Source organism: Sandarakinorhabdus sp., assembly GCF_987265915.1.
On sequence record NZ_OZ503948.1, the window covers coordinates 2112683 to 2137694 of the forward strand.

Annotated in this window: 19 protein-coding genes; 4 read left to right on the plus strand and 15 right to left on the minus strand. The window is 65.9% G+C overall.

The annotated features are described in order from the left end of the window. Positions 1 to 30: 30 nt before the first annotated feature. Positions 31 to 1785 carry a cation:proton antiporter domain-containing protein gene (locus AC6UUM_RS10305; protein WP_500802189.1) on the plus strand — a complete coding sequence of 585 codons (1755 nt, stop codon included), beginning with the start codon at positions 31 to 33 and terminating at the stop codon, positions 1783 to 1785. Here the strand turns inward: AC6UUM_RS10305 and AC6UUM_RS10310 are convergent. Next, on the minus strand, positions 1782 to 2489 hold the full coding sequence (locus AC6UUM_RS10310) for a class I SAM-dependent methyltransferase (protein WP_500802190.1): 708 nt from the start codon (positions 2487 to 2489) through the stop codon (positions 1782 to 1784). The two genes, AC6UUM_RS10305 and AC6UUM_RS10310, sit on opposite strands and share 4 nt — an antisense overlap. Before the next feature lie 117 nt (positions 2490 to 2606). Between AC6UUM_RS10310 and AC6UUM_RS10315 the strand changes: the two genes are divergently transcribed. Then, positions 2607 to 3644, plus strand: coding sequence for an alpha/beta hydrolase (locus AC6UUM_RS10315; protein WP_500802191.1), 1038 nt, complete (start codon positions 2607 to 2609; stop codon positions 3642 to 3644). Between the two features lie 220 nt (positions 3645 to 3864). Here the strand turns inward: AC6UUM_RS10315 and alaS are convergent, their stop codons facing one another. The 8 genes from alaS to dapA all read right to left on the minus strand — a co-directional run bounded on the left by alaS (position 3865) and on the right by dapA (position 12756). Beyond that, positions 3865 to 6516 carry an alanine--tRNA ligase gene (alaS, locus tag AC6UUM_RS10320; protein WP_500802192.1) on the minus strand — a complete coding sequence of 884 codons (2652 nt, stop codon included), beginning with the start codon at positions 6514 to 6516 and terminating at the stop codon, positions 3865 to 3867. A gap of 46 nt (positions 6517 to 6562) precedes the next feature. Continuing rightward, complete coding sequence (locus AC6UUM_RS10325; RefSeq protein ID WP_500802193.1) at positions 6563 to 7021, minus strand: GNAT family N-acetyltransferase; 459 nt, start codon at positions 7019 to 7021, stop codon at positions 6563 to 6565. After that, the gene (locus AC6UUM_RS10330) at positions 6997 to 7830 is read right to left on the minus strand and encodes a class I SAM-dependent methyltransferase (protein WP_500802194.1); all 834 of its coding nucleotides are present in this window, start codon (positions 7828 to 7830) and stop codon (positions 6997 to 6999) included. The genes AC6UUM_RS10325 and AC6UUM_RS10330 overlap by 25 nt, the downstream gene beginning before the upstream one ends. A 132-nt stretch (positions 7831 to 7962) precedes the next feature. Continuing rightward, positions 7963 to 8997, minus strand: coding sequence for a recombinase RecA (gene recA, locus AC6UUM_RS10335; protein WP_500804953.1), 1035 nt, complete (start codon positions 8995 to 8997; stop codon positions 7963 to 7965). A gap of 131 nt (positions 8998 to 9128) precedes the next feature. After that, the gene (locus tag AC6UUM_RS10340) at positions 9129 to 10604 is read right to left on the minus strand and encodes an ATP-binding protein (protein WP_500802195.1); all 1476 of its coding nucleotides are present in this window, start codon (positions 10602 to 10604) and stop codon (positions 9129 to 9131) included. Between the two features lie 106 nt (positions 10605 to 10710). Next, positions 10711 to 11373, minus strand: coding sequence for a sulfite oxidase-like oxidoreductase (locus tag AC6UUM_RS10345; RefSeq protein WP_500802196.1), 663 nt, complete (start codon positions 11371 to 11373; stop codon positions 10711 to 10713). Beyond that, on the minus strand, positions 11370 to 11849 hold the full coding sequence (smpB, locus tag AC6UUM_RS10350; protein ID WP_500802197.1) for an SsrA-binding protein SmpB: 480 nt from the start codon (positions 11847 to 11849) through the stop codon (positions 11370 to 11372). Before smpB ends, AC6UUM_RS10345 begins: the two co-directional genes overlap by 4 nt. 13 nt (positions 11850 to 11862) lie before the next feature. Beyond that, entirely contained in the window at positions 11863 to 12756 is an 894-nt protein-coding gene (dapA, locus tag AC6UUM_RS10355) for a 4-hydroxy-tetrahydrodipicolinate synthase (RefSeq protein WP_500802198.1), read from the minus strand. A 109-nt stretch (positions 12757 to 12865) separates the two neighbouring features. Here dapA and AC6UUM_RS10360 point away from each other — a divergent pair, with 109 nt between their 5' ends. Beyond that, positions 12866 to 14893 carry a lytic transglycosylase domain-containing protein gene (locus AC6UUM_RS10360; RefSeq protein WP_500802199.1) on the plus strand — a complete coding sequence of 676 codons (2028 nt, stop codon included), beginning with the start codon at positions 12866 to 12868 and terminating at the stop codon, positions 14891 to 14893. A 155-nt stretch (positions 14894 to 15048) separates the two neighbouring features. Here AC6UUM_RS10360 and AC6UUM_RS10365 read toward each other — a convergent pair whose 3' ends face one another. Then, complete coding sequence (locus AC6UUM_RS10365) at positions 15049 to 15837, minus strand: polyphosphate kinase 2 family protein (protein ID WP_500802200.1); 789 nt, start codon at positions 15835 to 15837, stop codon at positions 15049 to 15051. A gap of 183 nt (positions 15838 to 16020) precedes the next feature. Further along, positions 16021 to 17802 carry an aspartate--tRNA ligase gene (gene aspS / locus AC6UUM_RS10370; RefSeq protein WP_500804954.1) on the minus strand — a complete coding sequence of 594 codons (1782 nt, stop codon included), beginning with the start codon at positions 17800 to 17802 and terminating at the stop codon, positions 16021 to 16023. A gap of 90 nt (positions 17803 to 17892) precedes the next feature. Between aspS and rnd the strand changes: the two genes are divergently transcribed. Continuing rightward, positions 17893 to 19062, plus strand: coding sequence for a ribonuclease D (gene rnd, locus AC6UUM_RS10375; protein ID WP_500802201.1), 1170 nt, complete (start codon positions 17893 to 17895; stop codon positions 19060 to 19062). 194 nt (positions 19063 to 19256) lie between these two features. Here the strand turns inward: rnd and AC6UUM_RS10380 are convergent, their stop codons facing one another. The 4 genes from AC6UUM_RS10380 to AC6UUM_RS10395 all read right to left on the minus strand — a co-directional run bounded on the left by AC6UUM_RS10380 (position 19257) and on the right by AC6UUM_RS10395 (position 24982). Beyond that, positions 19257 to 20780: a Ppx/GppA phosphatase family protein gene (locus tag AC6UUM_RS10380; RefSeq protein ID WP_500802202.1), complete on the minus strand. Its 1524-nt coding sequence runs from the start codon at positions 20778 to 20780 to the stop codon at positions 19257 to 19259. Positions 20781 to 20787: 7 nt separating this feature from the next. Then, the gene (locus AC6UUM_RS10385; protein WP_500802203.1) at positions 20788 to 22965 is read right to left on the minus strand and encodes an RNA degradosome polyphosphate kinase; all 2178 of its coding nucleotides are present in this window, start codon (positions 22963 to 22965) and stop codon (positions 20788 to 20790) included. Between the two features lie 89 nt (positions 22966 to 23054). Then, positions 23055 to 23678 carry an HdaA/DnaA family protein gene (locus AC6UUM_RS10390; RefSeq protein WP_500802204.1) on the minus strand — a complete coding sequence of 208 codons (624 nt, stop codon included), beginning with the start codon at positions 23676 to 23678 and terminating at the stop codon, positions 23055 to 23057. Next, positions 23675 to 24982, minus strand: coding sequence for a heavy-metal-associated domain-containing protein (locus AC6UUM_RS10395; protein WP_500802205.1), 1308 nt, complete (start codon positions 24980 to 24982; stop codon positions 23675 to 23677). The genes AC6UUM_RS10390 and AC6UUM_RS10395 overlap by 4 nt, the downstream gene beginning before the upstream one ends. Between the last annotated feature and the right edge of the window lie 30 nt (positions 24983 to 25012).

Below are 25012 nucleotides of genomic sequence, written 5' to 3' on the forward strand. Positions count from 1 at the left end.
ACACCGGCGATCAGCCGTCATGGTAGGGTCATGGCGCTTCCGCTGGAATCTTCGGCCTTCAAGGACATGGCGCTGGTGCTGGGTGCCGCCGGGCTGGTGATCCCGGCCTTTGCCGCGCTGCGCATCTCGCCGGTCATCGGCTTCATCCTGATCGGCATTGCCGCCGGGCCGTTCGGCATCGGCCAGTTGCCAGGGCTGGGCTGGCTGCAATTGTCCAACCCGGAGGCCCTGACGGCACCGGCCGAACTCGGTGTTGCCCTGCTGCTGTTCGCGCTTGGCCTGGAACTCAGCCCGGATCGCATCCGCACCATGCGCGACAATATCCTGGGCCTGGGCAGTATGCAGATGCTGATCTGCACCGCGCTCATTGCCGGCGCGCTGCTGGCGCTGGGCCTGGCGCTGGTGCCGGTGGCGGTGATGGCGGGGGCGCTGGCGCTGTCGTCTACGGCGGTCGGCCTGCAATTGCTGTCGGCATCGGGCCGGATCAACAGCCAGGCCGGGCGCATGGCGGTGGGCGTGTTGCTGTTTCAGGACATCGCCATCGCCCCGATGCTGTTGTTGATCGGCGCATCGGCCGGCGGCAGTTTCTGGGGCGGTTTGCTGAAGGGCGTGCTGGCGCTCGGTGCCGTGGCGGTGGCTGCCCGTTATGTGGTGCCGCCGCTGTTCCTGCAGGCCGCGCGCACCCGCCGATCCGAACTGTTCCTCGCCGCCGCGCTGGTGGTGTTGATCGGATCGGCGGCCACGGCGGCAGCAGCCGGCATGTCGCCGGCGGTGGGGGCGCTGATCGCCGGGCTGATGCTGTCCACCGGCGATTTCCGCCGCCAGATCGAGGCGGCGGTGCAGCCATTCGAAGGCCTGTTGCTCGGCGTATTCCTGATCTGGGTGGGCAGCGGCCTGGATCTCGGCGCGCTGGCCACTGATCCCTGGCCGGTGCTCGGCGGCGCGGCGATGATCATCACGCTGAAGGGTGCAGCGATTTTCGCCCTGCTGCGGCTACGCAAGGTGCGCGGTGGCGTGGCTGGCCATGTTGCACTGCTGCTGGCCAGCCCGTCCGAAACCGGGCTGATCGTGCTGGGGGCCGCGGCATCGGCGCGGCTGATCGGCGGCCCGGATGCGCAGATGGTGCTGGCCATCGCCTCGCTCAGCCTGGCGCTGGCGCCATTGCTGGGGCTGGCCGGCGCCCGGCTGGAACGCCAGGCCAATACCGGCCGCAGCGAACCCATTCCCGCCGATACCAGCGAAGGCCAGCGCACCGTCATCATCGGCTATGGCCGTGTGGGCCGGCTGGTGGCGCAAATGCTCGACATGCACGGCCAGCCATGGCTGGCGGTGGACAGCGACCCCGATGAGGTGCAGCGCCTGAAACGCGCCGGAAAATCCGTGGTCTATGGCGATGCCCGCCGTCCGGAGCTGATCGACAAGTTGAAGCTGGACACGGCCAAGGCGGTGGTGTTGACCATCGACGACATGCAGATGCTCGATCTGCTGGTCCGCCGCATCCGCCTGTCACACCCCCAATTGTGCATCGTGGTGCGCGCCCGCGACGCCGATCATGCCGGGCAGCTTTATGCCCTGGGCGTCACTGATGCCGTGCCCGAAACCGTTGAAAGCAGCCTGCAACTGGCCGAAGCCGTGCTGGTTGATCTCGGCGTGCCGATGGGGCCGGTGATCGCCTCCATCCACGAAAAGCGCGACCAGCTGCGCACCCGCATCCGCGGCAGCGGGGTTGCGCCCAGGCGGCAACCGCTGCGTGCGCTGCGGCGGGGCGTGCCGAAGGCGGACTAATCCGGCTTGCGCCAGTTCATGATGTGGAAGTTCGGCACTCGGTTGTAGCGGTCACACTTGTCGGCCGGGCCGCCGGTGGCCGGGGGTTCGTCGAAATGCGTCAGCACCAGGCCGGCCCCCAGCAGCGCCTGCATGTAGCGTTTCAGCGGCCGGTGGTGGTTGATGATGTCGATGCCCCGCCAGCTGGTGCGGCGCGGACGGTCTTCCAGATAATGATCGATGGGAAACGTGGGTTCGCCGATTGCTGGCTTCACCCAACCCAGATGCACTGCGGCCGTGTTGAACGCAGTCAGATTGGCGATCAAAAGATTGCCGCCGGGCCGGATTGCCGCGACGATGCGTGCCAGTGCCACATCGATATCCGGCATGTCGATCAGCGACAGATAACAGACCGCCATGGCGAACCCGCGATCCGCCACCGCCATGGTTTCGGCCGCGGCCACCTGATAATCGCCGTCCACATCCAGCCGGCGTGCCCGTTCGATCAACGCGGCGGTCGGGTCGATGCCGGTGGTGGCGATGCCGCGTGCGGCCAGCATCCTGCAGAAGCGCCCTTCCCCGCAGCCGACATCGAGCACGCGCGCCGGGGCCAGTTGCGTCACCAGCGCCAGCATCGGCGCATCAAGTACATGCACGCGCCCGAAATCGCCGTGTTCGCCCTGCACGTCGATCCAGGCGTCTGCCGATGTGTCCCAACCTGTCATGCTGCCGGCCTCCATTGCGGCCGTCGCCTTTGGGGGGCCCGTGCTGCGGCGTCAACATCTGGAGAATTGCATCCAAATGTACGAACTGGTACATACAAAGAAAACGGGGAGGCTCTCATGAACGTTCTACATCTCGCGGCCCTGCTTGGCCTGCTCGCGGCCGGCGCACCGGCCGCTACACAAACCCCACCAGCGCCAGTGATCGGCCCGGACAAGGATATCGATGGCCGCCCGCTGCCCTTTGGCCGGCAGGCGCGATTGCCGCCGGAAACCCCCGCTGGGTCCGGGCCGCACAAGGCGGTGATGACCACCATGGCGTCCCTGCCGGCCCATGTCGTCTATCATCCCGCGGCGCTGGCCAAGGCCGGCAAGCTGCCTGTGATCGCCTGGGGCAATGGCGCCTGCATCAATGCCGGCAACCGCTTCCGCTATTTCCTCACCGAAATCGCCAGCCACGGCTATCTGGTGCTGGCCAATGGCGTGATGGCAAACCCGGCGCTGGAAGTCGGGCCGCAGGAGAATCCCGCCGTGCGCCCGCCCGGCAGCCCGCCCCCTTCTCCGCCGCCACCGCGTGACCCCAATGCGCCCCCAAGCCCTAGCCAACTGCGTGCGCCGGGCACCACCACGCCCGAACAACTGATCGAATCGATCGATTGGGCCATTGCTGAAAATGCCCGGCCCGGAAGTCCGCTGTTCGGCCGCATCGATACAGCCAAGGTGGCGGTGATGGGCCAAAGCTGCGGCGGCGTGCAGTCGTTCAAGGTGGCCGGCGATCCGCGCATCACGACGGTGATGATCTGGAACAGCGGCATTGGCATGATCCCGAACAACCCGCCCAACCCGGCCGAGGTGCTGGCCAGCATCCACACGCCGATCGCCCTGATCCACGGCGACGCCAAGACCGATGTGGCCTTCTACGCCGGCGATGCCAACGCCCGCGCCCTCACCAACGTGCCGGTGTTCCAGGCCTGGCAGGATGGCATGACCCACCTTGGCACCTATGGTCAGAAGGATGGCGGCTTTTTCGGCAAGATCGCCGTCTCCTGGCTGGATTGGCAGCTGAAGGGCAACCGCCAGGCCGCCCGCATGTTCGCTGGCGATTGCACCTTGTGCCGCGATCCGAGCTGGCATGTGTTCAAGGCGCGGATCGATTAGAGTTGATTGCGTTCAAATGGACGCGACAAAGCTCTCTCCCTTCAAGGGAGGGCGAGAGACGAGCCGCAGGCGAGGCCCGGGGTGGGTGTTGTTTGTGGCTACTACAGGCGGGCTCACCCACCCCCCCGGATCAAGTCCGGGGCTGGCTGCTCGGCTGGCGCCGAGTCGCTCTCCTTTCAAGGGCGGGAGCATTGCGGCCTCAACCTGACCGCAACCGACTCTAGCCGGCCAGCGCTGCCTTCACCGCCAGAAGCGCCTCGGCCGCCTTGTCACCATGCGGGCCGCCGGCCTGCGCCATGTCGGGCCGGCCGCCGCCGCCCTGCCCGCCCAGCGCGGTCGCGGCCACGCGCACCAGATCGACGGCGGTGTGCTGCGCCATCAGATCGGCGGTCACGCCCACCGCCACGCTGGCGCGGCCATCGTTGATCGCGATCAGCACGACGATGCCGCTGCCCAGCGTCGCCTTGGTCTCGTCGATCAGGCCGCGCAGCGCTTTCGGATCGAGGCCTTCGAGCACCTGGCCTTGGAAATTCAGGCCATTCACCTGTTCCGGCCCGGCCTTGTTGCCCGTTGCGGGGCCGGCCAGCGCCAGCGCGCGTTTCGCATCGGCCAATTCGCGTTCCAGGCGCTTGCGATCGTCCATCAGCGTGGCGACCCGGGCCGGCACTTCCTCGGGCCGAACCCGGATGGTGGCCGCCGCCTCCAGCAACAAGGCTTCGCGCTCGTTCAGCCATTCGCGCGCGGCGATTCCGGTCTTCGCTTCGATGCGGCGCACACCGGAAGCCACCGCGCTTTCGCTGATGATCTTCAGCAGGCCGATATCGCCGAGCGCCGTCACATGGGTGCCACCGCACAATTCGACACTGTAGGGCGCAGCGCCGTCATCGACCCCCATCGCCAGCACGCGCACTTCTTCGCCATATTTTTCGCCAAACAGCGCCATGGCACCGGCCGCGATGGCATCTTCGGGCGTCATCAACGTGGTGGTCACATCGCGATTGCCGAGGATCTGCGCGTTCACATCGGCTTCGACAGCAGCCAGTTCGGCCGCCGTTACCGGTTTCTGGTGGGAGAAATCGAAGCGCAGATAATCTTCGCCAACCGAACTGCCCTTCTGCGTGACATGGCCGCCAAGCCGGCGCCGTAGCGCCGCGTGCAGCAGGTGGGTGGCGCTGTGGGCGCGGCGATGGGCGCCGCGCTTGGGGCTGCTGACATCCAGGCGCACGACATCGCCGACGCGCAGTGGCCCGCCGCCATCCAGCGTCACATCGTGCAGATGCAGTTTGCCGAGCGCCTTGCGCGTGTCGGTGATCTGCGCCTGCTGGCCATCGCCCCAGCGCAGCGTGCCGCCATCGCCGGCCTGGCCACCGCTTTCGCCATAAAACGGCGTCTGGTTGGTGATGACCACAAGGCTCTCGCCGGCTTGCGCCTGGCTGACCTGCTTGCCATCCTTCACCAGCGCCACCACCTGGGCCTCGCCCGTCAGGCTGGAATAGCCGGTGAATTCGGTGGCGCCGTTGGTGTCGGCAATGTCGAACCACACCGTCGCGTCCTTGGCTTCACCCGAACCGGTCCATGCGGCGCGCGCTTGGCGGCGCTGTTCGGCCATGGCGGCATCGAACCCGGCGCGATCGACCGCGATGCCGCGGGCGCGCAGCGCATCCTCGGTCAGATCATAGGGGAAGCCGAACGTGTCATAGAGCTTGAAGGCGACATCGCCGGGCAATGTGCCGCCGGTGGCGAGCCGCGCCGTGGCCTCATCGAGCAGGCCCAGCCCGCGTTCGAGCGTCTGCCGGAAGCGCGTTTCCTCCAACTTCAGCGTCTCCTCGATCAACGCCTGCGCGCGGCCGAGTTCGGGATAGGCCTGGCCCATGGTGCCGAGCAGCGCCGGCACCAGCTGATGCATCAACGGCTCTTTCGCGCCGAGCAGATGGGCGTGGCGCATGGCGCGGCGCATGATGCGGCGCAGCACATAGCCGCGGCCTTCATTGGCGGGCAGCACGCCATCGGCGACCAGAAAGCCCGACGAGCGCAAGTGATCGGCAATCACCCGGTGCGAAGCGCGCGCTTCGGCAGTCAGCGCCTTGCCCACCTTGTCTTCGCTGGCGGCGATCAGCGTCTTGAACGTGTCGGTATCATAATTGTCGTGCACGCCCTGCAGCACGGCGGCGATGCGCTCCAGCCCCATGCCGGTATCGATGCTGGGGCGCGGCAGATCGAGGCGGGTATTCGCATCGACCTGTTCATATTGCATGAACACAAGATTCCAGATTTCGACAAAGCGATCGCCATCCTCGTCCGGGCTGCCGGGCGGGCCGCCGAAGATATGATCACCATGATCCCAGAAAATCTCGCTGCACGGCCCGCACGGGCCAGTGTCGCCCATCGACCAGAAATTGTCGTTGGTGGCGATCCGGATGATGCGATGGTCGGGCAGGCCGGCGATCTTTTTCCACAGGCCGGCGGCTTCATCATCTGTGTGATAGACGGTGACAGTCAGCCGATCCTTGTCCAGCCCCCACTGCCTTGTCAGCAGATCCCACGCCAGGGTGATCGCCTGTTCCTTGAAATAATCGCCGAACGAGAAATTGCCCAGCATTTCGAAGAAGGTGTGGTGGCGCGCGGTATAGCCGACATTGTCGAGATCATTGTGCTTGCCGCCGGCACGGACGCATTTCTGGCTGCTGGCCGCCTTGTTGTAGGGGCGGGTTTCCAGACCGGTGAAGACATTCTTGAACGGCACCATGCCCGCGTTGACGAACATCAGGGTCGGATCATTCTGCGGCACCAGCGGCGCCGAAGCGACAGGCGTGTGGCCCGCCTGCGCGAAATGATCGAGGAAGCTTTTCCGGATATCATTGGAAGACGTCATGGCCAAGCGCTTACGGCAGCCGGCGCGCAGCGTAAAGTAGGCGGCTTCAAGCCGGGGGCGCGAAGCTGAACATGATGACCCCGTCGCCATGGCGCGCCGCCGGGGTCGGCACGCCGCCGCAGGCTGCATAAAGCCCGCGCGCCGGCCGATTGCTGCTGTTGGTCAACACCCACGCCGCTTCGCAGCCCAGCGCCCAGCCATGGCCCAGCGCCGCCATCAGCAAGCGGCGGCCGACGCCGCGGCGCTGCCAGGCTTCGTCCACGCCGACTTCGTTCAGCCAATATTCCAGCGGCTTGTCGGGATGGAGATAGGCAACAGCACTGAGGAAGCCGATCATGGTATCGCCCGTGATGGCGGCAAAGAGATGATGATCGGGGTGGGCGAGGAAGCGCGCCGCCATGTCGGGCCGCAGCGGATCGTCGAACAGGGTGCCGGCGCCGAGCAGCAGCGGCAGATCGTCCGGCCCGAGCCGGCGAACGGTCAGGCCCGCGCCGTCACCAGCCATACCGCCCCCGGCAGCTGCACCTCGCCATCGTCCAGATAGGGGCCCAGCGCCGCTGCCAACAAGGGCCGCGCTTCGGCGCCGATGCCGGCATCCCGCACCGCGCGTGCGGCCGGACCGATCTTCAGGTTGAAATTGACGGCATCGGCAATCGGATCATCGCCGCTGCCGATCAGCATCGGGAACGGCAGGCTGTGAAACGTCACATCGTGCCAACCGGCCGTTTCCAGCATGGTGGCGACGCGGGCGGCATCGGCAAAAGCGAACGGACCGGGGGCAAGGGGATCGGCCGGTGCCGATTCCGGCAACAGTCCGGCCAGCACGGTCACCGGAAATGTCGCCCAAAAATTGCGCGCCGCCGGTTGCCAGCAGGCGAAGACAAGCCGGCCACCGGGCGCGGCCAGGCGATGGAAATGGCTGAACGCGGCTTGGGGATCGGCAAAGAACATCACGCCGAATCGCGACATGATCAGATCGAAATCGCCGGCTTCATCCCAAACCGAAGCATCGGCGGCGATGAAGTCGGCCTGTGACAGCAACGCTTCGGCGCGTTCGCGGGCCCGAGCCAGCAGCGGCTCCGAAATGTCGAGGCCCACGGCGTCGCCTTCATCGCCAACAGCAATCGCAGCCGCCAGCGTGGTTTCGCCGGCACCGCAGCCGATGTCGAGCACCGCTTCGCCGGCCTGCGGTGCGGCCGCCGCCAGCAAGGCCGCCGTCACCGGGGTGAGTGCGCGGTCCATGCGTTCCTGCATCAGCACCCAGATATCGCCGACCTTGCCGTTCCAATAATCAATCTGTTCGGCGTTGTTCATGATGCGCGTCCCCCAGTTGCCGACGTTTTGCGCGGGCCAGCCGACAAGGTCAATCGGCCGTCTCGCATCGAAAAAGGGGCGGCCCGTGGTGGACCGCCCCCTTCTGTCGTCAGAACCCGCACCCGATCGGTATCAGGCGTCGTCGGCGTCATCCTGCGCCGACGGGCCAACCAGCAGCGCGTCGGAAATCCCGGCGGAATTGGCGCGGATGATCTTCTCGATCTTGGCGGCCATTTCGGGGTTTTCCTTCAGATATTTCTTCGCATTCTCACGGCCCTGCCCGATGCGGATACTGTCGTGGCTGAACCAGGCGCCGGATTTTTCGACCACGCCGGCCTTGACGCCCAGATCCAGAATCTCGCCGATCTTGGAAATGCCTTCGCCATACATGATGTCGAATTCGACCTGCTTGAACGGCGGCGCCACCTTGTTCTTCACCACCTTCACGCGCGTGGTGTTGCCGACGATATCGTCGCGATCCTTGATCTGGCCGGTGCGGCGAATGTCGAGCCGCACCGAAGCATAGAATTTCAGCGCATTGCCGCCCGTGGTGGTTTCCGGGTTGCCGTACATCACGCCGATCTTCATGCGCAGCTGATTGATGAAGATCACCAGGCAGCGCGACCGGCTGATCGATCCGGTCAACTTGCGCAGCGATTGCGACATCAACCGCGCCTGCAAGCCGACATGGCTGTCGCCCATCTCGCCTTCGATTTCAGCACGCGGAACCAGGGCTGCCACCGAATCGATCACCAGCACGTCGATGGCGTTGGACCGCACCAACGTATCGACAATCTCCAGCGCCTGTTCCCCGGTATCTGGCTGCGACACGATCAGTTCGTCGATGTTGACACCCAGTTTCTTGGCATAGACCGGATCAAGCGCATGTTCGGCATCGACGAACGCCGCGGTGCCGCCATTGCGCTGGGCCTCGGCAATGGCATGCAGAGCCAGGGTCGTCTTCCCGGAGCTTTCCGGGCCATAGATTTCCACGACACGGCCACGCGGCAAGCCCCCGATGCCCAGCGCGATATCCAGGCCAAGCGAACCGGTGGACACCGATTCCACTTCCATCGCGTCGCGCTGGCCGAGCTTCATCACCGAGCCCTTGCCGAACGCCCGGTCAATCTGCGCCAGCGCCGCTTCGAGAGCCTTCTGCCGATCCATCGCTGTATCCACCACCTTGAGTGCTGCTGCCACGACCCCATCCTCTTCCTGAAGCGGCGGCCAATGGCCGTCAATGGAATTTGATGTACACGACTTGTTCCGGGTGAACAAGTGGGGAACGGAAAATGTCCTCAGTCGTCACTGTCCAAGGTGGCGGCAATGGCTTCGGTCAATTCGGCCAGCGCGAAGGGCTTGGCCAGAAAGCGAAATCCAAGTTCATCGGCGGCCCGGTGCCGGGGCAGTTCGGCATAGCCCGACATCAGCACGATGCCCAGCCCCGGCCGCAACCGTGCGGCTTCTATGGCAAGTTCGAGGCCATCGATGCCGGGCATCATCACATCGGATACCAGCACATCGAACACTTGGCCGCCCTGCAGAATGGCCAGGGCGGTCATCGCGTCTTCGGCCGTGGTCACCGTGCAGCCCTGCCGTCCCAGCCCGCGCGCAAACACCGTGCGCACCGCCGGCTCATCCTCCACCAGCAGCACGCGGTGCCCGGCAGGGAGTGCCGGCATGGCCGGCACCACCGGCGTTTGATCGGCGGCGACTTCGTTCGGCATCGCCCGGCCAGGCAAATAGATGGAAAAGGTGGTGCCGCGCCCGCCAGGCCCCGGCTTGGCAAAGATATAGCCATCCGATTGCTTGACGATGCCATAAACCGTGGAAAGGCCAAGCCCGGTGCCCTGCCCTTGCGGCTTGGTGGTGAAGAAGGGTTCAAAAATCTTGCCGATGATCATCGGCGGGATGCCGGTGCCGGTATCGGTCACGTCGATGGCGACATGATCGACGGCGGGAATGATGGCGTGGCCCAGCGACGGGATCTCATGGCCCGGCACGTCCGCGAGGTTGATCATCAGGCGGCCATTGGCGTTCATCGCGTCGCGGGCGTTCACCGCGAGATTCAATATCACCTGTTCCAGCTGGCCGGGATCGGCCTGCACCGCCAGCTTCCCGGGGCCCAACACGATCACCAGCTCCACCGCCGGGCCGATTGTCTGCACGATCAGCGGTTTCAGGCCCAGCACAAGATCGCGCACGGAAAACAGGTTGCGGCGCTGTGGCTGCTGGCGGGCAAAGGCCAGCAATTGCCCGACCAGTTTTGCACCGCGTTCGCCGTTGCGGCGGATTTCGGCCAAGGCTTCGCGATTTTCATCGTGTTGCGGGGTTTCCAGCACCTGATCGGCCAGCGCCAGCACCGCGGTGAGCAGATTGTTGAAATCATGCGCCACACCGCCGGCGAGCTGGCCCACCGCCTGCATGCGGGCGGCGGCCGCGACCTGTGCTTCCAGCCGCACCTGTTCGCGAATGTCGCGCAGCGCGATCATTCCGGTGGCGCCCAGCCCGGGCAGAAACGGCAGCAACCGCATATCCTGCGGCTCGTCCGGCCGGTTGACCAGGGCCACCCGCAAGGTGCGCGCCGCGCCGCCGGCCACCACTTCGGCCACGGCCTGGGCCAGCGCCTGCTCGTCCTCCGCCACCGCCATGTCCTGCGGTTTCAGGCCGGGCCGCCAGGCATCGCCGGCTGTGGCCGCCATGGCTTCATTGCCGGCAAACATGCGCCCCGACGAATCGAGCAGCGCCAGCGCCATCGGGATATTGATCAGCAACGGCCCAAGATCGGGGCTTGCAAGCCCTTCTGCATAGGGTGCAGGCCAGGCGGCCTCAACGGGGTAGAATTGATCCCACTCCACAACGGCCGAATTTGCACTGTATTCAGTTATAGCGCTGCTCCGTCCATGGATCGCCTTCGTTGTGATAGCCGCGCACTTCCCAGAACCCAGGCTTGTCCACCGCCACCAGTTCGATACGTATCAGCCATTTCGCCGATTTCCACAAATACCAGCGCGGGATAATGGCGCGCACCGGCCCACCATGATCGCGCGACAGCGGCGTGCCATCGTGGGCATGGGCAATCAGGCAATCATCGCCGGCAAAGCGTTCGAGCGTCAGATTGGTGGTATAGCCATCGGCGCCGTGCAGCACGACCGCATTGGCGTGCGGCAACGGCTGCACCACGCTCAGCAGATGGCTGGTCGCCACGCCCGACCAGCGATTGTCGAACCGCGACCATTGGGTGACGCAATGGATGTCAGACACGTCCTCGATCTGCGGCTGCGCGCTATATGTGTCCCAATCCCAAGTGACCGGATTGGCCACCAGCCCCTCCACCTTCAGCCGCCAATCCGCCCGGGCGATGGCGGGTTTTACCCCCAGATCGAGCACAGGCCAGTTGGTGACCAAGCGCTGGCCGGGCGGCAACCGATCGGCTCGGTCCGGATCGGGGGCGCCGGTGATCAGCCGGCGGCTTTGCGCCCAAGCCTGCTTGATGGCGATCAGCTTGTCGCGGATGCCGCCACCGCCGTTGTCTGCCATCATCCACCCTCCCGCATCAGGCGTGCCTTGTCACGCTGCCAGTCGCGTTCCTTGGCTGTCTCGCGCTTGTCGTGCAGTTTCTTGCCGCGTCCGATCGCCAGCTCGATCTTGGCGCGGCCGCGATCGTTGAAAAACACATTCAATGGCACCAGCGTCAGCCCCTGGCGGGTGACAGCGCTGTGCATCTTGTCGATCTCGCGGCCGTGCAGCAGCAATTTTCGCGGACGTTTGGGTTCGTGGTTGAAAATATTGCCATGGCTGAACACCGGGATATTGGCGTTGACCAGCCACACCTGCCCGTCCTTCACCTCGGCAAAGCTTTCGACGATGCTGCCCTGGCCGGTGCGCAGCGATTTCACTTCGGTGCCGGTCAGCACGATGCCGGCTTCGAACACATCCTCGATGAAATAATCAAAGCGCGCCCGCCGGTTTTCAGCGACCGTCTTCACCTTGGTGCCGGATGGTTTCGGCCTGGCCATCAGTTCCGGGCCATCAGATCAAGCCAGCGTGGACAAGCGCCGCATCCACCGCGGCGCGGGCAGCGGCTGAGGGTGGCGTGATCGGCAGGCGCACGTCGGGCGACATGCGGCCAAGGCGCTGCAGCGCATATTTGGTCGGCCCCGGCGACGCATCGGTGAACAGTGCCGCATGCAGCGGTTGCAGGCGATCATTGATAGCCAGCGCGGCGGCATAATCGCCGCGCAACGAAGCCTCCTGCATCTGCGCGCACAAGGCGGGCGCGACGTTGGCCGTCACGGAAATCGCCCCGACCCCGCCCTGCGCGTTGAACCCCAGCGCCATATCGTCATTGCCCGAAAGCTGGATGAAATCCGCTCCGCAGGCCAGGCGTTGCTGCGCCACGCGGGCGATGTTGCCGGTGGCATCCTTGACGCCGACGATGCGCGGCAGCTGGCTGAGCACCGCCATCGTTTCCACACTCATGTCGGCCACGCTGCGGCCGGGGATGTTGTAGATGATGATCGGCAGCGCGGTTGCATCATGCAGGGCGGTGAAATGCGCGATCAGCCCGGCCTGCGAAGGCTTGTTGTAATAGGGCACCACGATCAGCGCGGCATCGGCACCGATCTTTTCGGCATGGGCCAGGTGCGCCAGCGCCGTGCGCGTGTCGTTGCTGCCACAACCGGCGATCACCGGCACGCGCTTTGCCGCGACCTCCACACAGGCGGTGATCACCGCATAATGCTCGTCGTGGCTCAGCGTCGGTGATTCACCCGTCGTTCCCACCGGCACCAGGCCGTGGCTGCCTTGCGTGATCTGCCATTCGACATGCGCAGCAAAACCATCGAAATCCACTGCGTCGCCTTTGAACGGCGTCACCAACGCCGGCATCGATCCCCGCAAGCCTGTTGTCATCGTCTCATTCATTGCCTGTTCCTTGGCGCCTCCCTATCACAGGCGCATGGACATGGCGCGTGATAGTCGGGGCTCAGATAGTGAGGGAGGGGCCAGCCTGTCCAGCATTGCCGCTGCCCTGATGCTGTTGTTGTTCGGCTGCGCCGCGCCGAGCGCCACCCCGGCCCGCGCGCAAGCCGCCGCAACCAGCCTGGATGCCGCCACCATCGCCCGCTATCGCGCCCTGCTGGCCGACAATGAAAGCGGCCGTGCCGGACAATTGCCGGCTTCACCGCTGATCGGCGTGGCGGCGGTGCCGGTGCTGGACCTGGTGGTGCAGTGGGATCGCTTGCGCCGCGAGGCTTACCAAGGCGACTTTGCCGAATATGCCGCCTTTCTGGCCGCCCACCCCGATTGGCCGCAGGCCGCCACCATCCGCCGGCTGGCCGAACGCCGCATCACCGATGCCACCCCGGCCGATGCCATCATCCGGCATTTCCGCTCAGGCGCGCCGATCACGGCCGAGGGCAAGTGGCGCCATGCCGAGGCGTTGGCCAGCGCCGGCCAGATGAACATCGCGATCAGCTGGGCGCGCGACGCCTGGGATTCGGCTGGCCTGGATGACGCGGCCGAGGCCCGCCTGCTGGCGCGCTTCGGCGATCAATTGCGCATGGACGATCATGTTGGCCGCATGGATCGGCTGTTGTGGGCCGATCGTACCACGCCGGCGAGCCGCATGCTGCCGCGCGTGGATACCGATACGCGGCTGTGGGCGCTGGCACGCATCGCGCTGCGGCGCGGCGCCCCCGATCTGCCGGCGCGGCTGGGCGTCGTGCCGGCCCGGCTGCGCCGCGAAGCCGGCCTGTTGCATGACGAAGCGCGCTGGTTGCTGCGCAATGGCCGGGCCAGCGAGGCGCACACGCTGCTTGCCGCCGGCGGCGCGACGGCGCTGGTGCCGGGCGGACCGCTCACCATCGCCATCGAAACGTGGCTGCAAACCCGGCTGGAAATCGGCCGCGCCCTATGGCGCGCCGGTGATATCGGCCAGGCCCGCGCCGTGTTGGCCGGCCATGGCCTTGAAGCGGCCGGGATGGTGAAGCAGCCGCTTGCGACCCGCGCTGCCTATCTGGATGCCGAATGGCTGGCCGGCTGGCTGGCACTGCGCCGGTTGAACCAGCCGGCCCTGGCGTTGGCGCATTTCCGCAATGCCCGCGCCGTGGCGCAATCGCCGATCAGCCAGGCGCGCACCGATTATTGGGCCGGGCGCGCTGCCGATGCGGCCGGCCAGGGCGAGGCCGCCCGGCAATATTTTGCCGCGGCCGCCAGCCACCCCGATTATTTCTATGGCCAATTGGCCACGGAGCGCCTGGGCCGGCCGCTGCAACTGGTGGCGACGCCCCTGCCCGCACCTGATGCCAATGCCGCCAGCAACTTCCGCGCCGATCCGCGCGTGCGGGCGCTGTTTGCACTGGCAGACGTGGACCGCGCCCGCCAGACCATTTTCCTGAAACAACTGGCCGAAACCGCCGATACGCCGGCGCGCTCGGCACTGGTTGCCGGGCTGGCCGGGCCGCTGGGGCGGCCGGATGCCGGTGTGCATGCGGCCAAGGCAGCGCGCGGCACTGCCGGGCTGGCGCTGATTGCGGCCAGCTTCCCGGTGCTGACCTTGCCGGACACGCTGATGCCGAATTCCGCCATCATCCACGCCATCACCCGGCAGGAAAGCCAGTTTGATCGCGCCGCGCGCTCCAGCGCCAATGCGCTTGGGATGATGCAACTGGTGCCGGCAACCGCAGCGGAACAGGCGGCAAAGTCGGGCTTGCCCGCCAGCCCGGCGGCGCGGCTGACCGAGGACCCGATCTGGAACGTGACGCTGGGCAGCGCCTACATCAGCCGGTTGCGCGCGGCGCATGCCGGATCGATGCCGCTGGCGGTCGCATCCTACAATGCCGGGCCAGGCAATGTGCGGCGCTTCGTGGCGCAACTGGGTGATCCGGGCCAAGCCGACATCATCGATTGGATCGAGAGCATCCCGTTTGCCGAAACCCGCAACTATGTGCAGCGCGTGCTGGAAAATGCCGTCGTGTATGAAACGCTTCATCCGCAGCAGGCGACAACGCGCGGGCCGAATCGGCTCAGCGAGTGGCTGGGCAAGACGACGCCGGGGTGAGCGGCCTACTCCCTCCCCCTTGCGGGGAGGGCGACTCGCGCCCCTTTGGCGCGAGCGGGGTGGGGGTTGCTTCTGTGGCAACATGGGGATCCCCCACCCCGCTCGGCTGGCGCCGAGTCGCCCTCCCCGCAAGGGGGAGGGAGCAGGAAATGCCCTCAAAACAATGTCTTCCCCAACGCCTTCTCCGCAATTTTCACCAACGCCGCATCCGGTTCCGGCCAGCTGAGATCGACCCCATCCCCCAGCGCATCGCAGATCAGTTCCAGGCTGCGCACCCGCGCATGTTTCTTGTTGTTGGCCGCCACCACGTGCCACGGCGCCGCGGGCGGTGAGCACAGGCGGAACATGTCGTGATAGGCCTTCATATAATCCGCCCGCATCGATCGGTTGTGATAATCATCCGTGCCGGTCTTCCAGCGCTTCCACGGCGTGGTGATGCGCTCGGCCAGGCGCTTGTCCTGCTCCTTCTGGCTGATGTGCAAGAAGATCTTCACCAGCCGCGTGCCATCGGCCAGCAATTGCGCCTCGAACGCGTTGATTTCGTCATAGGCGGCGCGCCAGCGTGGTTCGGGCGTGAAGCCGTCCACCCGCTCGACCAGCACCCGGCCATACCAGGTGCGATCGAACACCGCGATCTCGCGATTGCCGGGCAGGCGCTGCCAGAAGCGCCACAGATAATGCCGCGCCGCCTCCTCGCGGCTCGGCGCCGAAATCGGCCAGACCTTGCAATATCGCGGATCGAGCGTGGCCGCCATGCGCGTCACCAGCCCGCCCTTGCCGGCGGCATCCCAGCCTTCCAGCGCGACAATGGCCTTCAACCCTTGCGCGATATAGGCGGCCTGGATCAGCTCCAGCCGGTGCTGCAGGGCTTCGAGTTGCGCATCATAGCTGTCGCGGGACAGATCATGATCGATTTCGAAATCGGCGAGATTGTGGGGGCTCATGGCGGACAGGCTAACGGCGTGCGCTGCCGGCGCAACCATAATCACCTCTCCCCCGGGGGAGAGGTCGGACTCGGCGAAGCCGGCCGGGAGAGGGGTCGCGTGTGGGAACAGGCAGTGCCCCGCCCCTCTCCCGGGCCGCCTGCGGCGTCTCTCGACCTCTCCCCGGGGTGGAGAGGTGAATTCTCAGTCCACCACCCTGATATGCAATTCCCGCAGCTGCCGCATCGTCGCCGGCGCCGGCGCATTCATCATCAAATCCTCGGCCTTTTGCGTCATCGGGAACAGGATGACCTCGCGGATGTTCGGCTGGTCGGCGATCAGCATCACCATGCGGTCCACGCCCGGTGCCGAACCGCCGTGCGGCGGCGCGCCAAACTTGAAGGCGTTGATCATGCCGGAGAAGTTCGCGTCCACCTGCTCCTGCGTGTAACCGGCGATCTCGAACGCCTTGTACATGATGTCGGGGCGATGGTTGCGGATCGCGCCCGACGACAGTTCGACGCCGTTGCAGACGATGTCGTACTGATAGGCTTTGATGGTCAGCGGGTCCTGCGTTTCCAGTGCGTGCAGCTCGCCCTGCGGCATCGAAAACGGGTTGTGGCTGAAATCGATCTTCTTGGCGTCCTCGTCATATTCGTACATCGGGAAATCGACGATCCAGCAGAATTTATAGGCGTTCTGCTCGATCAGGTTCAGCTCGGTGCCGATGCGGGTGCGCGCCAGCCCGGCCAGCTTGGCGGCCTGGGCCTCCTTGCCAGCGGCAAAGAAGCAGCCATCGTCCGGGCCAAGGCCGAGCGCTTCGTACAGCGCCAGCATGCCGGCCTCGCCATGGTTCTTGGCGATGGGGCCGCCAAACTCGCCGCCCTTGCGGGTGACATAGCCAAGGCCGGCATAGCCTTCGGCGCGGGCCCATTCGTTCATGTCGTCGAAGAATTTGCGGCTCTTGTCGGCAGTGCCCGGCGCCGGGATGGCGCGCACGACATTGCCGGCTTCGACCAGCTTGGCAAACAGGCCGAAGCCCGAACCGACGAAGTGGCTGCCCACGTCGCTGATCACCAGCGGGTTGCGCAGATCCGGCTTGTCATTGCCGTATTTCAGCATGGATTCGGCATAGGCAATGCGCGGGAATGCCCCCTTGGTCACCGCCCACGGGTCACGGCCGCCAAAGCCGGCGAACTCCTCGAACACGCCGGCCAGCACCGGCTCGATCGCTGCAAAAACATCGTCTTGCGTGACGAAGCTCATTTCGAAATCGAGCTGGTAAAATTCGCCGGGCGAACGATCCGCGCGCGCATCTTCATCGCGGAAGCAAGGCGCGATCTGGAAATAGCGATCGAACCCGGCCACCATCAACAACTGCTTGAACATCTGTGGCGCCTGCGGCAGCGCATAGAATTTGCCGGGATGCACGCGGCTGGGCACCAGATAATCGCGGGCGCCTTCCGGGCTGCTCGCCGTCAGGATCGGCGTCTGGAACTCGGTGAAGCCCTGCCCGATCATGCGCTGGCGCAGCGAGGCGATCACCTGGCTGCGCAGCATGATGTTGGCGTGCAGCCGATCCCGGCGCAGGTCCAAAAAGCGATATTTCAGGCGGATATCCTCGGGATATTCGGCCTCGCCCGCAACCGGCATCGGCAGTTCCTCGGCCGCCGATTGGACGACGATTTCGGCGGCACGGATTTCGATGTCGCCGGTTGGCAGGCGGGCATTCACTGCGCCGCCTTCGCGCAGCACGACTTCCCCAACGATCGTCACCACGGATTCGGCGCGGATGCGATCGAGCACGGCAAAGGCCGGCGACGATGGCCCGGCCACCACCTGGGTGATGCCGTGGTGGTCGCGCAGATCGATGAACAGCACGCCGCCATGGTCGCGCTTGCGATGCACCCAGCCCGACAACTTGACGGTCTGGCCGGCATCGGCAGCGCGCAGGGCGGCGCAATTATGGGTGCGATAGGCGTGCATCATGCGGTATCCGGCGATGTTATGGCGAGTGGCGGGTAGCACACGTCAATCACCGCTTTGTCAAGCGGCGAGATTGGAGTAACGAGCCCCATGCTGATTCATCCGCTGGTGACGGACACCGCGACCCTCGAAGACCTTTGCGCCCGCTGGTCCAACGCTGATTTCATCACGGTGGACACGGAATTCATGCGCGAATCCACCTATTACCCCGATCTGTGCCTGGTGCAGGTGGCGTGCAGCAACGAGGCAGCGGCCATCGATCCCAAGAGCCCAAATCTCGATCTGGCGCCGCTGCTGAAGCTGCTGGTCGATGAACCGGTGCTCAAGGTGTTCCATGCCGGCGGCCAGGATCTGGAAATCATCTACAACCTGACCGGAAAGACCCCGCAGCCGCTGTTCGATACGCAGATTGCCGCCATGGCGCTTGGGCTGGGTGAACAGATTGGCTACACGAATCTGGTCGCCGCTTACGCCAATGTGCAGGTCGATAAAGGCGCGCGCTTCACCGACTGGGCGCGGCGGCCCTTGAATGATCGCCAGATCGAATATGCCATCGGCGATGTCACCCATCTGGCGCGGCTGTTCCCCAAGATGGTCGAAAAACTGCGCCGCACCGGGCGCGGCGAATGGCTTGATGATGAAATGGCGCGCGCCTCCGATCCGGCCACCTATGCCAATGATCCGGAAAAGGCCTGGCAGCGCCTGCGCCTGCCCAGCCGCAAGGCCGATGTGCTGGGCCGTCTGAAGGCGCTGGCGCGCTGGCGCGAACTGGAAGCGCAGGACAAGGATGTGCCGCGCGGCCGCATCGTCAAGGACGAAACGCTCGCCGATCTCGCCTCTTCACCGCCGCGCGGGCAGAATGATCTGGCCAAGGTGCGCGGGCTGTCGGCCGCCTGGGCCTCGAACGGCATCGGCGCGCGCCTGATCGCCGCGCTGGACGCCGCGCAGCCACTGGACGCCGACGAAATGCCTGCGCGCGAACCGCAGCGCCCCGGCCTGTCATCCGAAGGCGCACTGATCGCTGATCTGCTGAAACTGCTGCTGAAAATCCGCGCCAAGGAAGCCGGCGTCGCGCCACGCCTGATCGTGCGCGCTGATGATCTGGAACTGCTCGCCGCCGGCCAGCGCAAGGGCCTCGGCATGCTCGATGGCTGGCGCCGCGACATCTTCGGCGCCGATGCGCTTGCGCTGGTCGAAGGCCGGCTGGGCTTTGCCGTCGCTGATGGCAAGCTGAAACTGACCCGGGTGAGCGAGGATTAGAGCCTCCTCTCCCTTGATGGGAGAGGCGAGACGCGCGCCAGCGCGCCGGGTGAGGGTGTACCCCCGCGTTGTCACAGAAGGCCACCCTCACCCCCCGGATCAAGTCCGGGGCAGGCTGCGCGCCGAAGTCGGCGAGTCGCCTCTCCCCTCAGCCGAAGGCGACGCGAAGCGTCAACGGAGAGGGAGTTGGCTTGTCACCCCACCACCAGCTTCGGCTCCAACCCCAGCATGGTACCCAGCAATTTCAACCGGCGCAGCACGGCATCGCCGCCGGCCAGGTCACCCTGCCCGGCCCCAAGCCGCAGCAGCAACGCATCGCCTTCGCGCTCGAGGCGGCTGGCGGCGAGGCCGACCGCGGTGCCGCCAGTCAGGCGCTGGCCCAGCCGCAGCGCCAGCCCCCAGGCGCGGGCGCGAGCCAGCAGCGAGGGCGGCGCCAGCAGCAGCAGCGTGCCCATCACCGGCGCTTCGGGGCTGCCGCCGAAACAATAATGCAGCGCACAGGCCAGCGCGGCGCGCTCGCTGGCGGTGACCGCCACCCAATTGCCGTGCAGCGCCACATCGACGCCGCGTTCCGCGCGAAAATCCGGGTGCGCGCGCCAGGCGATATCACTCAGCAGGCACGCCGCCAGCCGCAGCCGGCGATCACCGGGCGGCTCGTCTGCAAACAACGGGTCCATCCAGTCGAACAGCATGTCGCCATGTTCGGCAAAGCGCCCCTGCCGCGCCCCTTCGCTGCGCGCCGCATCAACCAGCGGATCGAGCGCGCGCACGTCGGGCGCCAGATCGGCAAAGAGCAGCCCTTCGCGCAGGCCGAAGCCCGACGCGATGACGCTGGAAGAGCCGAGCCGCTTCACCACCGCCGCCAGCAGCATCGCCGCGCCCGGCAAAGACGGCAGCCGCGACGTGGACAGGTGCGGAACCGCCTTCAGCGTGGCGGCATCCATGTGCGACAGGCTGCGAAACAGGGATGCCGGCGCCGTGGCCGGCATTTCATATTGGTGCACGATCGGCAGTGGATGGCCGGTCATCCAGATATGGATCTGCGCCAGCGCCCGCCACGATCCGCCGACCATGTAAAACGGCTTGCCGCGGCCTTCGGCGGCCCACCCCACCTGGTCGAGTGCCTTGGCGATGAACGGCGCCAGCGCGCGCCGATCGCGTTTGCGCACCGCATCAAGCCGCAGCGCCCCGATCGGCAACGAAATGCGATGGCCCAGTTCGCCGCCCGATACCCTGACCAGTTCCAGGCTGCCGCCGCCCAGATCACCGACCACGCCATCGGCAAGCGGAATGCCCGACAATACGCCCATCGCCGCGCCATTGGCTTCGGCTTCGCCATCGATCACGCTGATCGGCAGGCCGCATTCGCGCTCCACCCGGTCGATGAAGGCGGCGCCATTGCCGGCTTCCCGCACCGCCGCCGTGGCCACGGTGCGCACATCGGATATGCCCATGGCGCGGGTGATTGCCGCAAAGCGCCGCAGCCCGGCGAGCGCCACCGTGATGGCGCCCTTGCCCAACTGGCCATTGGCCGCCAGCCCGCGGCCCAGCCCGGCCATCACTTTCTCGTTGAACATGATGGTCGGCGTGCGGGTGCGCCCCTGATAGACGACCAGACGGATCGAATTGCTGCCGATATCGATGATGGCACAGCGGTCATCCGCGGCCGCCGATACTGCCGGTGCCTGCACCAAACCGACCCGGCGGGCCAGGCTCATGACCGGATCAGGCAAGGCCGGCATCGTCGCTGACGTCGGTCAGATCGTCATCCTCGTCGGGCAGCACCAGCACCGGCACAGCCGCGGCATTCTTCATGTGCCCGCGTCCCGAAAGCGACGGATTGGTCATGAAATAACGGTGCAGGTTGAAGCTGTCGTCGCGCCCGGCCTTAACCCGCGTGTAACGCCCGTCCGCATCCATGTCCCAGCTCTGCTGATTGTCCTTCAGATTGGCCAGCATCACCTGATCGAGCACCTGGGCGTGCACGGTTGGATTTTCGATCGGCACCATGATTTCCACCCGGCGATCGAGGTTGCGCGGCATCCAGTCCGCCGAACCGATGAATACCTTGGCCGACGGGCTGGGCAATTCGTTGCCGCCACCGAACACGGTAATGCGGCTATGCTCCAGAAAGCGGCCGATCACCGATTTCACCCTTATATTCTCCGAAAGGCCCGGCACCCCCGGCTTCAGGCAACAGATGCCGCGCACGATCAGATCAATCTCGACGCCGGCCGCGCTGGCTTCATAGAGTTTCTCGATCAGGCCGGTATCAACCAGACTGTTCAATTTCACCCAGATCGCCCCCGGCCGCCCGGCCCGGCAATGCGCAATCTCTTCGTCGATCAGGCCATAAAGCCGGTCGCGCATATACAGCGGCGCCATGGCGAGCTTTTCCAGCCTGGTCGGCTGCACATAACCGGTGATGTAGTTCATCACCTGCGCCGCATCGCGGGCCAGCACCGGATCGGCGGTGAAGAACGACAGATCGGTATAGATGCGCGCCGTGATCGGGTGATAATTGCCGGTACCGAAATGGACATAGGTGCGGATCGCCGCGCCTTCGCGCCGCACCACCATGCTCAGCTTGGCGTGGGTCTTCCATTCCACAAAGCCATAAACCACCTGGACGCCGGCACGTTCCAGTTCGCTGGCCCAGCGGATATTCTGCTCTTCATCAAACCGGGCTTTCAGTTCGACCACGGCCGTCACCGATTTGCCGGCCTCGGCTGCATCGATCAGGGTGCGCACGATCGGGCTGTTCTTGCCGGCGCGATACAGCGTCTGCTTGATGGCGATCACATCGGGATCGGCAGCGGCCTGGCGCAGGAAGGCCAGCACCACTTCAAAGCTTTCGTAAGGATGGTGGACCACCAGATCCTTGGCGCGGATCGCGGCAAAGCAATCGCCGCCATGTTCGCGGATGCGTTCGGGAAAGCGCGGGCTATGCGGTTCGAATTTCAGATCGGGCCGGTCTTCATCGACCAGCAGCGCCAGATCGTTGATGCCCAGCACACCGGCGACAAGGATGGTGCTGCGATCATCGACCCCCAGCGAATTCTTCACCAGCGCATGCAGGCTGGGCAGCGCCACTTCTTCCATGGCAAGGTGGATCACCTCGCCGCGGCGGCGGCGTTTCAGCGCCGTCTGGTAGAAGCGCACCAGATCTTCGGCCTCTTCTTCCACTTCGATGTCCGAGTCGCGGATCACCCGGAAGGCGGCATCACCGATCAGATCATAGCCCGGGAATAATTGCCCGAAAAACGCCCGGATGGTGTTTTCCAGGCTGATCCAGCGCACGGCCTGCCCCGTGGTGCCCGGCAGCCGGATGAAGCGCGGCAGCATCGCCGGCAGCATCAGCAGCGCGCGCAGCAATTCATCGTCCGACTGGCGCCGCAATTCCAGAATCAGCGAAAAGCCCTTGTTGGGGATGAACGGAAAGGGATGCGCCGGATCAATGGCCTGCGGCGTGAGCACCGGGAAGATCTGATCGAGGAAATGGGTTTCGAGCCAGGCCAGCTCCGCCTTGGCCAGCTTGGCCGCGGTGATCACGTGAAAATCGGCGCGCGCCAGTTCCTTGGCGAGCAGACCCCACACACGCTGCTGCTCCTCCATCAGGCTGTCGGCCTTGTCGGCGATGGCGATCAACTGCTGCGCTGGAGTCATGCCCTCGGCGCTCAGCGTGTCGATCCCGGCCCGCACCTGGCCGCGCAGGCCGGCGACGCGCACCATGAAGAACTCATCGAGATTGTTGCCGGAAATCGACAGGAAGCGCAGCCGTTCGAGCAGCGGGTGCGCGCGATTCATCGCTTCGGCCAGCACACGATCGTTGAACGACAGCCACGACAATTCGCGGTTGAAATAACGGTCGCTGGGCGGGATTTCGGGCGCGACATGGAGCATGCCGCCTGTCTAACGCGCAGCGCGCCGACGTGGTAGGGAAAAGCGGCGCGCCATCGAAATGTCATGCAGCGCAAAGGCTTTGCGGCAGCTCAAAAGCCCATCTCCCCCTGCCCATCCACCACTTCGCGCGCCAGCGGGATGGTGATGGCGCGGTGGCGGGCGAGGGCTTCGGCATCGAGCCGCGCCACCACCGCCTGCGCCGCGCCCAGGCTGCGTTCGATGCGCACCACCAGCCAGCGGATCAGATCGTCGCCCACCTTGATGCCGCGATCGGCGAACAACTTCGCCAGCACCAGCCCCAGCAATTCATCGTCGGGCTCGCCCAGCCGGATCAGCGGCGTCGCCGCCAATCGGCTGGCGAGATCGGGCAGACCATGGTGCCAATCGCGCGGGGCTTTCTGGCTGGTGAGCAGCAACGGCCGCGCCGGCGTGGCGGCATTCCACGCATGAAACAGGCTTTCAGGATCGTGGCCGTCGGCCGCTTCGATCACCAGACTGTCATGATGCGCGGCAAACCAGCCAGCCAGATGCGATTTGCCCGATCCGGGCGCGCCGATCAACAATGTCACCGGCACCGGCCACAATGAAGGCGCCGCCAGCCACGCCGCCGCGGCGCGGTTGGCATCAGTAACCGCCAGCCGTGCCGGGCTGTGATCGACCGGCCAGGCCAGCGGCAGTGGCGGTTCGCAAGGCAGTTCCGGGAACAGGTTCAACCGGTGGCCGATGGGGCCGCGGTTGGCGCGGCAGCCGGGCGCGGTGCCGGGCGCGGGGGTACCACTGGCGGTTTGGCTGCGACGGGCGGTTTTGCAGCAGCCGGGACAGCGCCCGTAGCAACAGCAGCCGCAACCGGCCGCCGGCGCAGCACCAGATCAACCCCCACCCGCTCCAGCCCCCAGCCGGCCCTGGCCAGCGCCGCGGTCAGCGCCGGCTCGCCGCCTTGCATCGCCACTTCGATGCGGCTGGTGCCACCCACCGCCAACTGCCGCACCACGATATCTTCGGCGATGCCGCGCAGCAGGCGTTCGGCTGCAGCCAGGCTGGCGGCATCCGGCGTGATCACCGCCACCTGCAGCGCCAAATCGTCTGGCAGCGCCTCGCCGATCAGCGGTTCGGAATCGATGATCGGGGCGATATCGATCGCCAGATCAGGCTCGGCCCGCAACTGGCCGGCGCGCAGCGCATCGGCATAGGCGGCATCGATGCGGCGCACGCCATCTTGCAACAGCGCCGGAAGCGCCGCTTCGCTTTGCACCCGCACCGTGAACCGCCCCAGTTCGATGCCATCGGGCCCATGGCGCGCGATGAACAGCGCGGAGATCGGCCCGCCCGGAAAGCTGCGCGTCAGCCGGGCTTCGGCGACCAGCACGTCCACGGTATCGAAACGCGTGATGATCTGGCGCCAGCCCTCGCGATCCCGGCGACCCGTCTGCCACACGGTCAGCCACAGATTGTCGGCCGGGCCGCCGGGCGGCAGCACATAATCGATGGGCGTGACATTGCCGCGCCAGCCGGCCCAGGCCTCGGCCCAGGCGTTGCGCGTTTGAAACAGATTGCCGGCGCCGCCATCGATCAACAACGGCAGCAGCAGCATGGGCGGCGATTGCAACAGGTTGATGCTGCCGCCCAGCCGCTCCGCCACGCGGCTGCGATCGAACACCACGCCGAGCTTCGCGATGTAGCGCGTGTCGGAAAACTGCTCGCCCTGGCTTTCGATGCCGGCGACCATCGCATCGATCTGGCCATCGGCCAGCCGCGGGGCTTCGGCCTCGGCCTTGCCGGTCAACCGCGCCCACAATAGAGGCCAGGCTTGGCGCTGCGCCGTTGTCCAGGCCGCCCGGCGCGCATCATCGACGCTGCGGGCCGTCACATCCACGGCGATGCCGCCCACGGCATAGGCGCTGCTGCTGCCGCCGCCAGACCGGTCGGTCGGCACGATGGCCTTGGGCGTGGATTGCTGGGCCATGGCAATCGCCGCCAGCAACCCCGCCCCGACCAGTATAGGCAAGATTGGCTTCACACCTGCTGTTTAGGGCCGCGGCCTTCCGAT

What these genes read in the sequence shown, in the direction of transcription:
- alaS (WP_500802192.1), bottom strand. Translation starts at nt 6,516, where the DNA reads ATGACGTCTTCCAATGATATCCGGAAAAGCTTCCTCGATCATTTCGCG.
- AC6UUM_RS10310 (WP_500802190.1), bottom strand. Translation starts at nt 2,489, where the DNA reads ATGACAGGTTGGGACACATCGGCAGACGCCTGGATCGACGTGCAGGGC.
- recA (WP_500804953.1), bottom strand. Translation starts at nt 8,997, where the DNA reads ATGGATCGGCAGAAGGCTCTCGAAGCGGCGCTGGCGCAGATTGACCGG.
- AC6UUM_RS10325 (WP_500802193.1), bottom strand. Translation starts at nt 7,021, where the DNA reads ATGGCTGGTGACGGCGCGGGCCTGACCGTTCGCCGGCTCGGGCCGGAC.
- AC6UUM_RS10365 (WP_500802200.1), bottom strand. Translation starts at nt 15,837, where the DNA reads ATGAGCCCCCACAATCTCGCCGATTTCGAAATCGATCATGATCTGTCC.
- AC6UUM_RS10305 (WP_500802189.1), top strand. Translation starts at nt 31, where the DNA reads ATGGCGCTTCCGCTGGAATCTTCGGCCTTCAAGGACATGGCGCTGGTG.
- AC6UUM_RS10330 (WP_500802194.1), bottom strand. Translation starts at nt 7,830, where the DNA reads ATGAACAACGCCGAACAGATTGATTATTGGAACGGCAAGGTCGGCGAT.
- AC6UUM_RS10360 (WP_500802199.1), top strand. Translation starts at nt 12,866, where the DNA reads ATGCTGTTGTTGTTCGGCTGCGCCGCGCCGAGCGCCACCCCGGCCCGC.
- dapA (WP_500802198.1), bottom strand. Translation starts at nt 12,756, where the DNA reads ATGAATGAGACGATGACAACAGGCTTGCGGGGATCGATGCCGGCGTTG.
- rnd (WP_500802201.1), top strand. Translation starts at nt 17,893, where the DNA reads ATGCTGATTCATCCGCTGGTGACGGACACCGCGACCCTCGAAGACCTT.
- AC6UUM_RS10385 (WP_500802203.1), bottom strand. Translation starts at nt 22,965, where the DNA reads ATGCTCCATGTCGCGCCCGAAATCCCGCCCAGCGACCGTTATTTCAAC.
- AC6UUM_RS10345 (WP_500802196.1), bottom strand. Translation starts at nt 11,373, where the DNA reads ATGATGGCAGACAACGGCGGTGGCGGCATCCGCGACAAGCTGATCGCC.
- AC6UUM_RS10315 (WP_500802191.1), top strand. Translation starts at nt 2,607, where the DNA reads ATGAACGTTCTACATCTCGCGGCCCTGCTTGGCCTGCTCGCGGCCGGC.
- aspS (WP_500804954.1), bottom strand. Translation starts at nt 17,802, where the DNA reads ATGCACGCCTATCGCACCCATAATTGCGCCGCCCTGCGCGCTGCCGAT.
- AC6UUM_RS10380 (WP_500802202.1), bottom strand. Translation starts at nt 20,780, where the DNA reads ATGAGCCTGGCCCGCCGGGTCGGTTTGGTGCAGGCACCGGCAGTATCG.
- smpB (WP_500802197.1), bottom strand. Translation starts at nt 11,849, where the DNA reads ATGGCCAGGCCGAAACCATCCGGCACCAAGGTGAAGACGGTCGCTGAA.